We start from the raw sequence: 14,042 nt of genomic DNA, 5'->3' as shown, positions 1-14,042 counted from the left end.
TGTTAAACCCTACATAAACATCGTTTCCCCGTTTAACAAGAGGGAATTCGACGTTTCGCGAAATTTGCCGAGAATACGGCATTTTCCCAATGGAAAGCAAGCAGGACACCGCGCTGACCAGCAGGAAAAATGGCAGGGGCAGAGGGGCTCGAACCCCCGACCTGCGGTTTTGGAGACCGCCGCTCTACCAACTGAGCTATACCCCTAAAAGCCCTTCGTTTTCGACATCCGGCTGGTTCAGCCGAGCGCCCGTCCCGAAGCATGGCGCTCCCTTTAAGGCGCGCCGAAGAGATTGGCAAGTCTGTTTTTTGTTTTTTCAGACAGCAAACACGGCAGAGAGGCGCCTCATCTCGATCCCCTCCGTCTAAAGGGGAAAAGCGACGAATGAAGGGGCCTTCCCGCAAGCAGAAGGCCCCGCCGTCGCCGGCAGGGCCTCCATAAATCGGTTAATCCGCAGATTACTCGACGATGCTTGCGACGATGCCGGCGCCGACGGTACGGCCGCCTTCGCGGATGGCGAAGCGCAGCTTTTCTTCCATCGCGATCGGCACGATCAGCTCGACGTCAACCGTCACGTTGTCGCCCGGCATCACCATTTCCGTGCCTTCCGGCAGCGTCACGATGCCCGTCACGTCCGTCGTGCGGAAGTAGAACTGCGGACGGTAGTTCGTGAAGAACGGCGTATGACGGCCACCCTCTTCCTTCGTCAGGATGTAGGCTTCCGCCTTGAACTTCTTGTGCGGCTTTACCGAACCCGGCTTGCACAGGATCTGGCCACGCTCGACGCCGTTGCGGTCGACACCGCGCAGCAGCGCACCGATGTTGTCGCCGGCCTGGCCCTGGTCGAGCAGCTTGCGGAACATTTCAACGCCCGTGCAGGTCGTCTTCGTCGTCGGACGGATGCCGACGATCTCGACTTCCTCACCGACCTTGATCACGCCACGCTCGACGCGGCCCGTCACAACCGTACCGCGGCCCGAGATCGAGAACACGTCTTCGATCGGCATCAGGAACGGCTGGTCGATCGGACGCTCCGGCGTCGGGATGTAGGCGTCAACCTGCGCCATCAGCTCGCGGATCGCGTTCTCGCCGATCTCCTTGTTGGAGTCTTCCAGCGCGGCAAGCGCCGAACCCTTGACGACCGGAATATCGTCGCCCGGGAAGTCGTAGGACGACAGCAGTTCGCGAACTTCGAGCTCGACCAGCTCCAGAAGCTCGGCGTCGTCAACCTGGTCGACCTTGTTCAGGAACACGACGATCGCCGGAACGCCGACCTGGCGGGCCAGCAGGATGTGCTCGCGCGTCTGCGGCATCGGGCCGTCGGCGGCCGAGCACACCAGGATCGCGCCGTCCATCTGTGCGGCGCCGGTGATCATGTTCTTCACGTAGTCGGCATGGCCGGGGCAGTCGACGTGCGCATAGTGGCGGTTGGCCGTCTCGTATTCGACGTGCGCCGTCGAAATCGTGATGCCGCGCGCCTTTTCTTCCGGGGCCGCGTCGATCTGGTCATACGCCTTGAACTCACCGAAGTACTTCGTGATCGCTGCCGTCAGAGACGTCTTGCCGTGGTCAACGTGCCCAATCGTGCCAATGTTAACGTGCGGCTTGTTGCGCTCAAACTTACTCTTTGCCATTTGAATGCTTCCTGTGAACGTAAATGGGTGACCCCGGCGAACCGGTTTAGTGCCGCCGTTTAAGGCTTTCGGCGATTTTGCGCAAGACTTAATTATGAACGCCATTCTTGGCGAACGAACGGGGATGGAAGACAATGCGCGCTTCGAATACCGATTCGTCTCGCTGATGACGGAGCCTGATCCGAAAAGACACCAAAGCGTCTGCCGATTCAGGCATTTAGATAAGGATCGGGAAACAATTCTTCCAGGGGACTGGAGCGGGTAGCGGGAATCGAACCCGCGTATTCAGCTTGGAAGGCTGCTGCTCTACCATTGAGCTATACCCGCGGGGTGGTCCGATCCGCAAGATGGAATGGTGGAGGGAGTTGGATTTGAACCAACGTAGGCTGAGCCAACGGATTTACAGTCCGTCCCCTTTAACCACTCGGGCATCCCTCCGGTTTCCATCCGGATCTTACGACCAAGCTCGTCAGAACGAAAGCGTCGCCGCCCTCGATCTGCGCCGCGTATATGACCGGAGCATTTCAGTCTGTCAACACGAAGACAACGGAAAAAGAACGAAAAATTTCATCGCCTGTTGAAAGAGGACCATGCGAAAGAAATCCTATGCTGCGCGAAGCACCACCGTTATAAAGCCGCATGAGCAAAGATAACAAATCCGGCGGCAAGCCCGCGACAGACAAATCCGCCAGGGATACGCACTACGCCAATCTCAGGCGGGCGCATCGCGATGCCAAGCGGGAACGCGGCGAGATTCCAACGCCTGCACCGCAGAAGCGCAAGCGGGTCGGCGCGGACGACTGGAAACCGCCCGCACTCGCCCCGGATCAGGTCTATCTCTACGGTCTGCATACCGTGCGCGCCGCACTCGACAATCCTGAGCGCAGGAACATCAGGCTGTCGGTGACACAGAATGCGCTTGCCCGTCTCGATGTCGGCGATCCGCAATCGCTTCCTATACCGGTCGAGATCGTCTCGCCGCAGGACATCGACAAGATTCTCGGCCCCGAAGCGATCCATCAGGGTGTGATGCTGGAAACCCGGCCGCTGCCCGTGCGCCGGCTGGAAGCTCTGAAAGACAGCCCTCTCCTGCTCGTGCTTGACCAAGTGACTGATCCGCACAATGTCGGCGCTATCATGCGCTCAGCAGTCGCCTTCGACGCCGGCGCCGTAATTACGACCATGCGCCATAGCCCGACCGAATCAGGAGTGTTGGCGAAATCCGCATCCGGTGCGCTGGAGGTCATACCCTATATACAGGTCACCAATCTCGCCGACGCGCTCGGTGAGCTGCACGATCTCGGATTCTTTACCATCGGCCTCGATTCGGAAGGGCCCGCGCCCCTGGAAGGCACGTTTGCCGGCGAAAGAATCGCACTGGTACTTGGTTCCGAAGGCAAGGGCCTGCGGCAGAAAACGCGCGAAACGGTTAATGCGCTCGCCCGCCTGGATATGCCTGGGGCGATCAAGTCGCTCAATGTTTCGAACGCAGCGGCGATCGCGATGTACGCGGCCCGGCTACATCTGAAAAAATAGGCGGCAACACCGCTCTCGCCGTTAAGGACTTGGGCAGTTCGGATGGCAAATGATCATTGAATGGCCCCAAAATGATCTATCTGCGGTGCTATGTTCTCGCAGATCAACCATAAGAGCGGAGCAGCCTGCATCATGGCAGTTAGACCCCTCATATTTGGCGTTCTCTTCGTCGCCATCTTCGTTCTGGTGATCACGAGCATCCTTTGGGTCAATCCGGAGGAGCCCACGCGGCAACCACCTCCAGCGATGATGCCGCCGCCGGTCCAGACTGCGCCGCCGCCGTCGCAATAAAGCCCCGTGTCCGATTGAAGGCGAGCAACCGCAAAGAGGCGGATGGCAGCTTCTGAAAGGGTGGGGAGAAAAGAGTGGTGCCCCCGGCAGGGTTCGAACCCGCGACCCCCTGATTACAAATCAGGTGCTCTACCAACTGAGCTACAAGGGCATCTGCGCAGCCAACTAGCAGATTTCCAATCCATGTAAAGAAAAATCGGGCCAGGATCCACCATTGTGCACTGCCATGGTGGGGGGCGACGGCCCTATGGTTCCCAAAATATCCTTGTCGTGCAAGGCCTTTATCATTTACCTAGAATAGATTTTCCAAGGATTCTGTATGTCCAGTTCATTGCAAAACCTTTGCTTCCTTGCTTCGTCGTCGCCGGAGGCGCTCACGGCCCGCGACGACCTGATGCGTCTTTACGGCTGCGCGCCGGTCGAGGAGGCCGATGTCATCGTCGCGCTCGGCGGCGACGGCTTCATGTTGCAGACCTTGCACAAGACGATGAATACGGGAAAGCGCGTCTACGGCATGAATCGTGGATCGGTTGGTTTTCTCATGAACGATTATCGGCTGGAAGATCTGCGCGAGCGAATCGATGCGGCGGTGGAAAACGCCTTCCATCCGTTGCAGATGACAACGACGAATGTCGACGGCAGCAGTTCGATCGCGCTTGCGATCAACGAGGTCTCCGTGTTCCGTCAATCCTATCAGGCGGCCAAGCTCCGGGTTGAGATCGACGGCCATGTCCGACTAGATGAACTGATCTGCGACGGGCTGATGGTGGCGACCCCTGCCGGTTCAACCGCCTATAATCTTTCCGCACATGGACCGATCATGCCGCTAGACGCGCCGCTTCTCGCCATGACACCCGTCAGCGCCTTCCGGCCCCGCCGCTGGCGCGGCGCGCTTTTGCCCAACAAGGTGACCGTGGACATTTATGTCCTTGAAGCTGAGAAACGCCCTGTCAATGCGGTGGCCGACAACAGTGAAATAAAGTCGGTCCTGAGGGTGCGTATCGCCCAATCGGAAGACATGACGGCACGAATTCTGTCCGATCCCGACCGCTCCTGGTCAGATCGCATCCTCGCCGAACAGTTTTCCGACTGACACAGGAGAAAGTTCGATGAGAAGCGCCATCGCTGCCGCCGTTGCGGCGGTTCTTGCCATGCCCGTTACCCTGACTGCACAGGACGCTATCACGCTTCCCTCCGCGATCACGTTCGCAACCAGTACGGGATATTGGGAGGATAACGGCAACACGCCGGCCGTGGAACGGGCTCCGCAAGCACAAGGCACCACGAATAGCAATGCTACCCCGGCTCAGAAGGCACGGCATGGTTATTACAAGCTGTTTGCAGTACGCCAGCCGGACCGCACCGCGAAAGTCTATCTGCAGCAGATCATCCAGGCCGATAGCGGACCGGAGATTCTTTCGACCATCGAACTCGAAGAGCTTAGCGCTTTAAAACCGTATGTCACCGACATCCGCCCGGAAAACTCTACCGGCATCATTCGGGAGCCCGGACTTTTTGCCACCGTCTACCTGAAAACCAAGCCGGATGCCGAATCGGAAGGCTGGACGGTACTGATCGACGAGTTCGGCGACATCACCATCGAAAAGTCGTCGAATTGATCGCCAATCTGACAGTGCTCGCACCCTGCCTCGCTTCCACACGGACAAAAGAAAAGCCCCGTTTCCGGGGCTTCGAAGGGCCAAACTGACGGCTGCTTGAGCGTTTCAGCTTTTCATGGAAACGCAGAACCGCTCTAAGCTTTTGTTGTTACGCAATCCCGGACGGAAAACCGCCTCGCACTTTTCCTGGAATTGCTCTAGTCGATATCCTCGACCACAGCATCGGCCGCGCCGCTGATGCGATGGGCAAGCGCCGCTTCCATGAACTCGTTGAGGTCACCGTCCAGCACGTCGCCCGGCGCCGTGCTCGATACGCCGGTGCGCAAGTCCTTGACGAGCTGATATGGCTGCAGGACGTAGGAGCGGATCTGGTGGCCCCAGCCAATATCGGTCTTTGAGGCCGCTTCGGCATTGGCCGCCTCTTCCCGCTTCATCAACTCGGCTTCATACAGTCGGGCGCGCAGCATGTCCCAGGCCTTGGCGCGGTTCTTGTGCTGCGAACGCTCCTGCTGGCACTGCACGACGATGCCGGTCGGCATGTGCGTGATGCGCACCGCCGAGTCGGTGGTGTTGACATGCTGGCCGCCAGCGCCGGACGAACGATAGGTATCGATGCGGCAGTCGCTTTCGTTGATGTCGATCTGGATCGAATCATCGACGACCGGATAGACCCAGATGCTCGAAAACGAGGTATGGCGGCGTGCGTTGCTGTCGTAGGGGGAGATTCGCACGAGGCGGTGAACACCGGATTCGGTCTTCAGCCAGCCATAGGCATTGTGCCCCTTGACGAGCAGCGTCGCGGATTTGATGCCCGCCTCTTCACCATCATGGACTTCGAGAAGCTCGACCTTGAAGCGCTGACGCTCGGCCCAGCGCGTGTACATGCGCAGGAGCATGTTCGCCCAATCCTGGCTTTCCGTGCCGCCGGCGCCGGAATGGACTTCGAGGTAGGTGTCGTTACCGTCGGCCTCGCCGGACAGCATTGCCTCCACCTGCCTGCGGGCCGCTTCGATCTTGAGCGCCTTCAAGGCATCCTCGGCGTCCCTGACGACAGTGTCGTCGCCTTCCTCTTCGCCCAATTCGATGAGTTCGATATTGTCGCTAAGCTGTTGCTCGAGCAACTTGACACCATTGATGCTGTCGTCGAGCTGCTGGCGTTCGCGCATCAGCTTCTGCGCTTCGGCCGCGTCATTCCAGAGGTTCGGATCCTCTGCCTTGTTGTTCAACCAGTCCAGTCGCCTTATTGCCTGGTCCCAGTCAAAGATGCCTCCTCAGCAGGCTTATGGCCTGCTTGATTTCGTCGACTACGTTCTCGATTTCCGCTCGCATTTTTCCGCTTCTTGCTTGGATAAAAAAGAGTGTCCGTCACATAGATAGGCATGCCGCGGATGTAAAGCCCGCAGCATGCCTGAAACGACATCGGGTGGATCAGAAGAGGCCGCCGGCTCCGGATTGGACCGCCTGATTGGCCTGAGGTGAGGTCCTTAGAATTTCTTCCGGCGCCATGGTACCGTCCATGCCGATCACCGAGAGGCTGTCGGCCGGGCCGGTGCCCGGCTTGAATGCTTCAATGATCGTGTTGGGATCGCCTTCGGCAGCCGCCATTCCGGTCTTGCGGTTGATCGGCATCAGGTTCATGCCTTGAGGGATGACGAACTTCGACGGCGGTATGGTCTTGATCGCCTCCTGCATGAATTCATTGAAGATTGGAGCCGACAGCGCGCCGCCGGTACCACCGCGACCGAGAGGCGTCGGCGTATCGTAACCCATGTAGACGCCGGCAACGATATCCGGCGTAAAGCCGATGAACCAGGCATCCTTCTCATCATTGGTGGTCCCGGTCTTGCCGGCGACATCGCGGTCGTCCAGCTTGATCTTGCCGGCTGCGGTCCCGCGCGTGATCACGCCTTGCATCATCGAGGTGATCTGATAGGCCGTCATCGGATCGAGGACCTGCTCGCGGTTGTCCACCACGTTCGGCTCCTCCTGATTCTGCCAATCGCCCGCATTGCAGTTTTCGCAAACGCGATCGTCATGGCGTAGGATGGTCCTGCCATAGCGATCCTGGATGCGGTCGATCAGGGTTGGCTTGATCTGTTTGCCGCCATTGGCGATCACCGAATAGGCAGACACCATGCGCAGAACCGTCGTTTCGCCGGAGCCAAGCGACATCGCCAGGACCGGTAGCATATGGTCGTAGATGCCGAAGCGTTCCGCATATTCGGCAACGATGTTCATGCCGAGATCGTTGGCGAGACGCACCGTCATGAGGTTGCGCGAGTTCTCGATGCCGAAGCGGAGCGTCGAAGGGCCGCCGACTTCGCCGCCGTAGTTTTCCGGTCTCCAGACCTGTCCGCCGGAGACGATCTCGATCGGCGCATCCATGATCACCGAGGCCGGCGTGTAGCCATTGTCCATTGCCGCGGCATAAACGAAGGGCTTGAAGGAGGAGCCCGGCTGCCGCATCGCCTGGGTCGCGCGGTTGAATTCCGACTGTGCATAGGAAAAGCCGCCGACCATGGCCAGAACGCGACCAGTCTTCGGGTCCATCACCACCATGCCGCCCTGCACTTTCGGCGGCTGGCGCAGCCGGTAGGAGTTGCCGTCACCAAGCTTTTCGACATAGACGACATCACCCGGCGACAGTACGCCACCTGGCGATCTGGCGGTCTTGCGGTCGCCGGCTGCCGAACGATAGGCCCACTTCATATCGTCGGCTCTGATGACGCCGCGATTGCGTTCCGCAGCCACTTTGCCTCCCGCATCCTTCACCGGACGCAGGCCGATGTCGACGCTGTCGTCGGCAACCGCCAACACAACGGCCAACTGCCATTCGGGCACATCGGCAAGGGGCGGAACATCGGCCAGCGCCGGACCCCAATCGGTCGAAATATCGATCTGCTTGACCGGGCCACGGAAGCCGCGACGTTCGTCGTAAGTAACGAGCCCATCCTGCAGCGCCTTGCGGGCGTAGAGTTGAAGCTGCGGATCGAGCGAGGTGCGCACCGAAAGCCCGCCTTCATAGAGCGTCTTTTCACCATATTGTTCTATGAGCTGACGGCGAACGGCTTCGGCGAAATAGTCGGAGGCGAAGAGAGACGGACCGGTATTGCGGGCTGTTACGCCGAGAGGCTGTTTCTTGGCTTCCGCACCGTCGCTCTGGCTGACATAGCCGTTCTCGACCATGCGGTCGATGACCCAGTTGCGACGCTCCAAGGCAGCATCCGGATGCCGGAACGGATGATAATTGGCCGGCCCCTTCGGCAGTGAAGCAAGATAGGCAGCTTCGGCAATTGTCAGTTCCGTGACGGATTTGTTGAAATAGGTCAGCGACGCTCCGGCAATGCCGTAGGAATTGAGGCCGAAGAAGATCTCGTTGAGATAGAGTTCGAGGATCTTGTCCTTGCTGTAGGCTTGCTCGATGCGGAAGGAGAGGATTGCTTCCTTGATCTTGCGGTCGATCGTCTGGTCAGAGGTCAGAAGGAAGTTCTTGGCAACCTGCTGCGTGATCGTCGAAGCGCCGACGGGGCGGCGTCCGGAACCGAAATTCTGCACGTTGACGATGATCGCGCGGGCAAGACCGCCGAGATCGACGCCAGGGTGATTGTAGAAATTCTTGTCTTCGGCCGAAAGGAATGCCGCCTTGACGCGATCGGGAATGGCCTGGATTGGGAGGAACAGGCGCCGCTCGCGCGCATATTCGGCCATCAACGCACCGTTGCCGGCATGAACACGGGTCGCGACCGGCGGAGCATAGCTGTTCAGCACCGCATAATCGGGCAGATCCCGGGACACGCCGCTTATGTAGACCGCAACGCCAACAGCCACGATCAAAAACAGCACACAGGCCAGTCCGAAGAAATATCCAAGAAGTCTGATCATATTCAAGCTACCGGCACTTAGTTCTTCAATTGGCGCATGGGCAATACCATCGCACAGCTTAAGGCGTTTTGCACGCTGCGCGGCTTACTCCAAGACAATTCCGGCCACAAGCCGACAACAATCCATTTTCCCCATTCGACAATAAATGGTTGTAGCCGTGGGAATGTGAGGAAAATTGGGCCTGGCGTCGGTATTCCACACGCAGCATCGCCAATTGTCCCGAATGTGTCACATGGAAACCACGGCCCGCGGGGCTCTTAGCCGCCATTGGCCATGGTCGAGGTGCGATACCGTTTGACGGCATCCGTCAGCAGATCTGCGATCTTCACGCGCCATTTTTCGTCGAGCAGCAACTTTTCGTCTTCTTGATTGGAGAGAAAACCGAGCTCCAGCAGGATCGAAGGTACATCCGGAGCCTGCAGCACGCGAAAGCCGGCGTGACGGTGGGGATTATTGATCAGTCCCACCTGCCCGTTGAAGGAATCGATCACCGACTTCGCCAGAGAAATGGAAAAAGCCTGGGTTTCGCGCCGTGTGAGATCAAGGAGAATATCAGCCACCTCCGGCGGTTCGGTGGTCGGCTCCGAGCCTGCGATCTGGTCGGAAAGATTTTCGCGGTCGGCAAGGTCGGCTGCCAGCTTGTCCGAGGCGCGGTCGGAAATCGTGTAGACCGTCGCACCACGAATCTCCTTCTGTCGCAACGTGTCGGCGTGGAGCGAAATGAACAATGCAGCGTGATTCTGCCGCGCAATCGTGACGCGCTCGGAAAGCGTCAGGAATTCGTCGCCCTTTCGGGTCAAGAACGCCTTGATCCCCGGCTCCTTGTTCAGACTGTCGACGAGGTCCCTGGCAAAGGCGAGCGTCACCTGCTTTTCCTGCGTCTTCGTGTCGACGCCGATCGCACCGGTATCAATGCCGCCGTGGCCGGCATCCACCGCGATAACGTAGTCGCCGGGTTTCGATTTCTCCACCGGCTGCACGGGACCGACGGTATTGGTGACCTGCGCGTCGGGGCGCCACGATTGCGACTTCACGAGTTCGGCGAACTGCTCCGGCGGGACAATTTCTGCGTCCAGGACCAAACTGTGGCCCCTGCCCTCGTTGTTCCCCTGGACCTTTGCCATAACCAGTTTGACCGGTTTGACCGCCGTCAGCACGATACGAGCACTGGTTTCGTCCATCGTGCCATAGCGAATATCCTTGAAAAGGCCCTTTGCCTCCAGGTCCTTGGCAGGGAAGCCGAAGGCCGTGGCCGGGAGATCAACGATGACCCGGTCGGGGTTTGCGACATAGTGGACGGAAAACCGAGGCTCACGATCGAAATCGATGACAATGCGCGTGCGGGCTGTGTCCCCGGCGATGCGAGCGCCATAGGCAAGCAACGGCTCGGAGGCGGCCGCATGCGTCGAAGAAACGAAGACAATGCTGCCAAGCATAAATACGATCGAAGCGATAAAGACCCTCAGCCGCCGGAGGCGCGTCAGCCACACTTTCGATTTCCCCTCCCCGGAACACATTCTCTTAAACAACAGCTCAAAACATCCTATATAGCGAAAGTGACGTTTTCCCGTCGCGGCGGCGGTCGAAATACCACCGTGCTCCGCGCCGAATGCAGTGCGTCGGCGAATCAGGATCACGTGCCGCCCAGTCTGGCTTGAGCCGAGGAATCCATCAATATTATGGCATACTTGGCTTTTTCCTTGCTATTGTGACAGAGAAAACATACAACGCATATTAGGGCAGAAGTGTTGACGGGATAGAGTCGCCGCAAGGCTGCCAACCCCTCGGGGACCTGGCGCCGCAACCGGCTTTCATCCGTCGTCTGGATGCTTCCGCTTTAAAACTGGATCCTGAATTTCCGGCTTCATGCGGGAATTTCATCGGTGGAGTGCCACCAACCGCTCTCAAGGAGCACATTCATCGGGCTCGAACGAGCCTAAGTTATTATCGCTCTCGCTTGGTTGTTGATGTCGCCGCAGCAGGTTTTATCCGAAGTGTACAGGCCCCGGGATAAGGATTTCCCGGCCGCCGTCCGGCTGCTGTCCGCTCACACGAACCAATCGCGACCATCACTATCCGGCGCGGCAATGGCGGACCGCATCCCGGCTGTTTCGACAACAGACCGGAATGCCGATGCGCGGCTGCGCCGAGGAGCACAGCTTACATGGCAGACAAAATGCTTATCGATGCGTCTCACGAGGAAGAGACGCGCGTCGTTGTCGTTCGCGGGAATCGGATAGAAGAATTCGATTTCGAATCGCAGCACAAGAAACAGATCCGCGGCAACATCTATCTGGCAAAGGTGACACGGGTCGAGCCGTCGCTGCAGGCTGCTTTTGTCGATTACGGCGGCAACCGGCACGGCTTTCTCGCCTTCGCCGAAATTCATCCCGACTACTATCAGATCCCGCTTGCGGACCGGCAGGCCCTGTTGAGGGCTGAGGCCGAGGAACATCGCCACGACGATGACGTCGAGCATGTCGAGACCGCGCGGGTCGATCTTGCGACACAGGATCAACCGGATATCGGCATCACGCCGCGGGAGGAGCCGGAAACCGTTCCTCCGGTTGAAGAAACCGCAGCACCCGCCGATGACTCCGCCCCGATAGCAGAGGCGACTGTCGAGGACGCTCCCGCCAAGAAGGCCAAGCCGCGTCGCAGCCGCAAGAAGGCCGCCCCCGAGCCGGCCATCGAAGCGACCGCTACCGAAGACGCCGTTCCATCCGATGTCGAGGCCGAAGGCGCTTCCCACACCGCCGATGACGACGACGAGCGGCCCGCGGGCGGCGAGATGGCCGCCATGGTCGAGACAGACTCGATTTCCGAGGAAGTCGATGTTGCAAAGCGTCGCCATGACGATGACGACGATGACGATCACGACGACAACGGTGAAGAGGAAGTAATCGAATCCGTTGGTGCGGAAGATGCGATGGAGGAGGTTCCCGATCGCATCCAGCGCAAGCCGCGCAAGCAGTATCGTATTCAGGAAGTGATCAAGCGTCGCCAGATCCTACTTGTGCAGGTCGCCAAGGAAGAGCGCGGCAACAAGGGTGCGGCGCTGACCACCTACCTCTCGCTGGCGGGCCGTTACTCCGTGCTGATGCCGAACACGGCGCGCGGCGGCGGCATCTCTCGCAAGATCACGAACCCCACGGACCGCAAGCGGTTGAAGGAAATCGCCCGCATGCTGGAAGTACCGCAGGGCATGGGCGTCATCCTGCGTACGGCGGGAGCGAACCGCACCAAGGTAGAAGTCAAGCGCGATTTCGAATATCTGATGCGTCTCTGGGAGAACGTCCGGACCCTGACGCTGGCGTCGACCGCGCCTTGCCTCGTCTATGAAGAAGGCAGCCTGATCAAGCGCTCAATCCGCGATCTCTACAACAAAGACATCGGCGAGATCATCGTTGCGGGCGAGGAAGGCTATCGTGAAGCGAAAGACTTCATGAAGATGCTGATGCCGAGCCATGCCAAGGTGGTTCAGCCCTATCGTGATATCCACCCGATCTTCTCGCGTTCTGGCATTGAGGCGCAGCTCGATCGCATGCTGCAGCCGCAGGTGACGCTGAAGTCCGGCGGCTATCTGATCATGAACCAGACCGAAGCCCTGGTTTCGATCGACGTCAACTCCGGCCGGTCGACGCGCGAGCATTCGATCGAGGACACGGCGCTACAGACGAACCTGGAGGCAGCGGAAGAAATCGCCCGCCAGCTTCGCCTGCGCGATCTTGCCGGCCTCATCGTGATCGACTTCATCGACATGGAGGAGAAGCGCAACAATCGTGCCGTCGAGAAGAAACTGAAGGAGTGCCTGAAGAACGACCGTGCGCGCATCCAGGTCGGCCGCATTTCGCATTTCGGCCTCCTGGAAATGTCACGCCAGCGCATTCGCGCCTCCGTGCTCGAAAGCACGACTCAGGTCTGCTCGCATTGCGGCGGCACGGGTCATGTGCGCTCGCAGTCCTCTATCGCGCTGCATTGCCTGCGCGGGATCGAGGAATATCTGCTCAAGAACACCACGCATAACATCACCGTACGCACGCCTCCGGAGATTGCGCTCTATCTTTTGAACCACAAGCGCTCGACCATCGTCGATTACGAGCGTCGTTTCGGCGTTGCGATCATCGTCGACGCGGACAACGCCGTTGGCACCCAGCATTTTGCGATCGATCGCGGCGAGCCAGTCGAAAATCCGGTCAAGATCGAGAGCCTCTTCAACTTTGCCGCCATCCCTGATGACGATGACGACGACGTCATCATCGAGACGGAGGAGGATGAAGAAGAGGAAATTGAAGAAAAAGCTGTCTCGGAACCGGCTTCTTCGCGCACGGACGGCGAAGGTGGACGCAAGCGCAAGCGTCGTAGGCGTCGGCGCGGCCGAGGCGGCACAGCCGAGCAACAGACTGGCTCCGATGTCGTTTCCGAAGCGGCAGACGATGCTGACGAAGGCGAGGATGAGGATGGCGATGAGACCGCTGCCGCCGCCGAGGAACGTGGTGACGGCGATGACGGCCAGAAGCGCAAGCGCCGCCGTCGGGGCAAGCGTGGTGGACGTCGCAACCGCGGCGAGGAAGGATCGGAACTGAGCACGGCCTCCGAATCCTCAGAAAGCGAATCAGACGAGGATGCCGCCGCATCGGAAGGCGAAGAGGTTTCGACTGAAGCCGAAATCGTCGAAGCGGTTGCCGAAGAGGCTACCGAGGGCCTCTCGGCCATGGCCGCCGTCGAATCCTCCGAGATCGTTACCGAGAAGGCGAAGCCCGCCAGGGGCCGCGGCCGCCGGAAGGCCGGTGCGTCACCGGTCGAAGAACCGGTGATCGAAGCCTCTCCGGCCACGGATACTGAAGCTGAAGAAGTGGCCGAAGCTTCCGGTGGCCTTGCCGGCGAAACGGCAGCTCCAGTGCAGCAGGAGGAAGAAAAGCCGGTACGCGCCAACCGCGAATCCAATGTTTCGTCTACGCAGCCGGTCGTAACATCCAGTCGCGCAACCACTGAGGCTTCGGAAGGCGATGGCGAGCCGAGCAAGCCGAAGAAGGCTGGTTGGTGGCAGCGCCGCGGTTTCTTCTGAAAGCTCCTGTTC

General features: G+C 59.3%; 9 protein-coding genes and 4 tRNA genes. 5 read left to right on the top strand and 8 right to left on the bottom strand.

All coding sequences use genetic code 11. From position 1 onward, the window contains the following. Positions 1-130: 130 nt before the first annotated feature. From AAE029_RS25705 to AAE029_RS25690, 4 genes are all read right to left on the bottom strand, one after another. Positions 131-206: transfer RNA gene (locus AAE029_RS25705), tRNA-Trp, on the bottom strand. Between the two features lie 252 nt (positions 207-458). Further along, positions 459-1,634, bottom strand: a complete 1,176-nt coding sequence (gene tuf, locus AAE029_RS25700) for an elongation factor Tu (protein WP_371075733.1) — start codon at positions 1,632-1,634, stop codon at positions 459-461. A 253-nt stretch (positions 1,635-1,887) separates the two neighbouring features. Next, positions 1,888-1,961: transfer RNA gene (locus tag AAE029_RS25695), tRNA-Gly, on the bottom strand. Positions 1,962-1,987: 26 nt separating this feature from the next. Continuing rightward, a tRNA-Tyr gene (locus AAE029_RS25690) sits at positions 1,988-2,072 on the bottom strand. A 201-nt stretch (positions 2,073-2,273) separates the two neighbouring features. Between AAE029_RS25690 and AAE029_RS25685 the strand changes: the two genes are divergently transcribed. Next, positions 2,274-3,170: a TrmH family RNA methyltransferase gene (locus tag AAE029_RS25685; RefSeq protein ID WP_371075732.1), complete on the top strand. Its 897-nt coding sequence runs from the start codon at positions 2,274-2,276 to the stop codon at positions 3,168-3,170. 132 nt (positions 3,171-3,302) lie between these two features. Further along, a complete protein-coding gene (locus tag AAE029_RS25680; RefSeq protein WP_371075731.1) occupies positions 3,303-3,461 on the top strand; it encodes a hypothetical protein in 159 nt (52 codons plus the stop codon). A gap of 75 nt (positions 3,462-3,536) precedes the next feature. Here the strand turns inward: AAE029_RS25680 and AAE029_RS25675 are convergent. Then, positions 3,537-3,612: transfer RNA gene (locus AAE029_RS25675), tRNA-Thr, on the bottom strand. Between the two features lie 168 nt (positions 3,613-3,780). Between AAE029_RS25675 and AAE029_RS25670 the strand changes: the two genes are divergently transcribed. Together AAE029_RS25670 and AAE029_RS25665 are read left to right on the top strand one after the other, a co-directional pair. Further along, positions 3,781-4,554, top strand: a complete 774-nt coding sequence (locus AAE029_RS25670) for an NAD kinase (protein WP_371075730.1) — start codon at positions 3,781-3,783, stop codon at positions 4,552-4,554. A gap of 16 nt (positions 4,555-4,570) precedes the next feature. Next, complete coding sequence (locus AAE029_RS25665) at positions 4,571-5,080, top strand: hypothetical protein (RefSeq protein WP_371075729.1); 510 nt, start codon at positions 4,571-4,573, stop codon at positions 5,078-5,080. A 197-nt stretch (positions 5,081-5,277) separates the two neighbouring features. On the opposite strand, the gene prfB is transcribed toward AAE029_RS25665, so the two are convergent. The 3 genes from prfB to AAE029_RS25650 form a co-directional block, all read right to left on the bottom strand. After that, positions 5,278-6,409, bottom strand: a protein-coding gene (prfB, locus tag AAE029_RS25660) for a peptide chain release factor 2 (protein WP_371075728.1) whose coding sequence is annotated in 2 segments (ribosomal slippage) — positions 5,278-6,339 and positions 6,341-6,409 — 1,131 coding nt in all. Because the reading frame shifts where the segments join, the coding sequence is not laid out codon by codon here. A gap of 99 nt (positions 6,410-6,508) precedes the next feature. After that, entirely contained in the window at positions 6,509-8,962 is a 2,454-nt protein-coding gene (locus tag AAE029_RS25655; protein ID WP_371075727.1) for a penicillin-binding protein 1A, read from the bottom strand. Positions 8,963-9,219: 257 nt separating this feature from the next. Further along, positions 9,220-10,398: an N-acetylmuramoyl-L-alanine amidase gene (locus tag AAE029_RS25650; RefSeq protein WP_371075810.1), complete on the bottom strand. Its 1,179-nt coding sequence runs from the start codon at positions 10,396-10,398 to the stop codon at positions 9,220-9,222. 728 nt (positions 10,399-11,126) lie between these two features. Here AAE029_RS25650 and AAE029_RS25645 point away from each other — a divergent pair. Next, positions 11,127-14,030 carry an Rne/Rng family ribonuclease gene (locus AAE029_RS25645; RefSeq protein WP_371075726.1) on the top strand — a complete coding sequence of 968 codons (2,904 nt, stop codon included), beginning with the start codon at positions 11,127-11,129 and terminating at the stop codon, positions 14,028-14,030. The last annotated feature ends 12 nt before the right edge of the window (positions 14,031-14,042 follow it).

This window comes from Sinorhizobium sp. CB7, assembly GCF_041357635.1.
GTDB lineage: Bacteria > Pseudomonadota > Alphaproteobacteria > Rhizobiales > Rhizobiaceae > Rhizobium.
This window is presented reverse-complemented; position numbering and strand designations above follow the sequence as displayed.

Excerpts from the sequence above, each read along its gene's own strand:
- tuf (WP_371075733.1), bottom strand. The coding sequence starts at position 1,634 with ATGGCAAAGAGTAAGTTTGAGCGCAACAAGCCGCACGTTAACATTGGC.
- AAE029_RS25685 (WP_371075732.1), top strand. The coding sequence starts at position 2,274 with ATGAGCAAAGATAACAAATCCGGCGGCAAGCCCGCGACAGACAAATCC.
- AAE029_RS25680 (WP_371075731.1), top strand. The coding sequence starts at position 3,303 with ATGGCAGTTAGACCCCTCATATTTGGCGTTCTCTTCGTCGCCATCTTC.
- AAE029_RS25670 (WP_371075730.1), top strand. The coding sequence starts at position 3,781 with ATGTCCAGTTCATTGCAAAACCTTTGCTTCCTTGCTTCGTCGTCGCCG.
- AAE029_RS25665 (WP_371075729.1), top strand. The coding sequence starts at position 4,571 with ATGAGAAGCGCCATCGCTGCCGCCGTTGCGGCGGTTCTTGCCATGCCC.
- AAE029_RS25655 (WP_371075727.1), bottom strand. The coding sequence starts at position 8,962 with ATGATCAGACTTCTTGGATATTTCTTCGGACTGGCCTGTGTGCTGTTT.
- AAE029_RS25650 (WP_371075810.1), bottom strand. The coding sequence starts at position 10,398 with ATGCTTGGCAGCATTGTCTTCGTTTCTTCGACGCATGCGGCCGCCTCC.
- AAE029_RS25645 (WP_371075726.1), top strand. The coding sequence starts at position 11,127 with ATGGCAGACAAAATGCTTATCGATGCGTCTCACGAGGAAGAGACGCGC.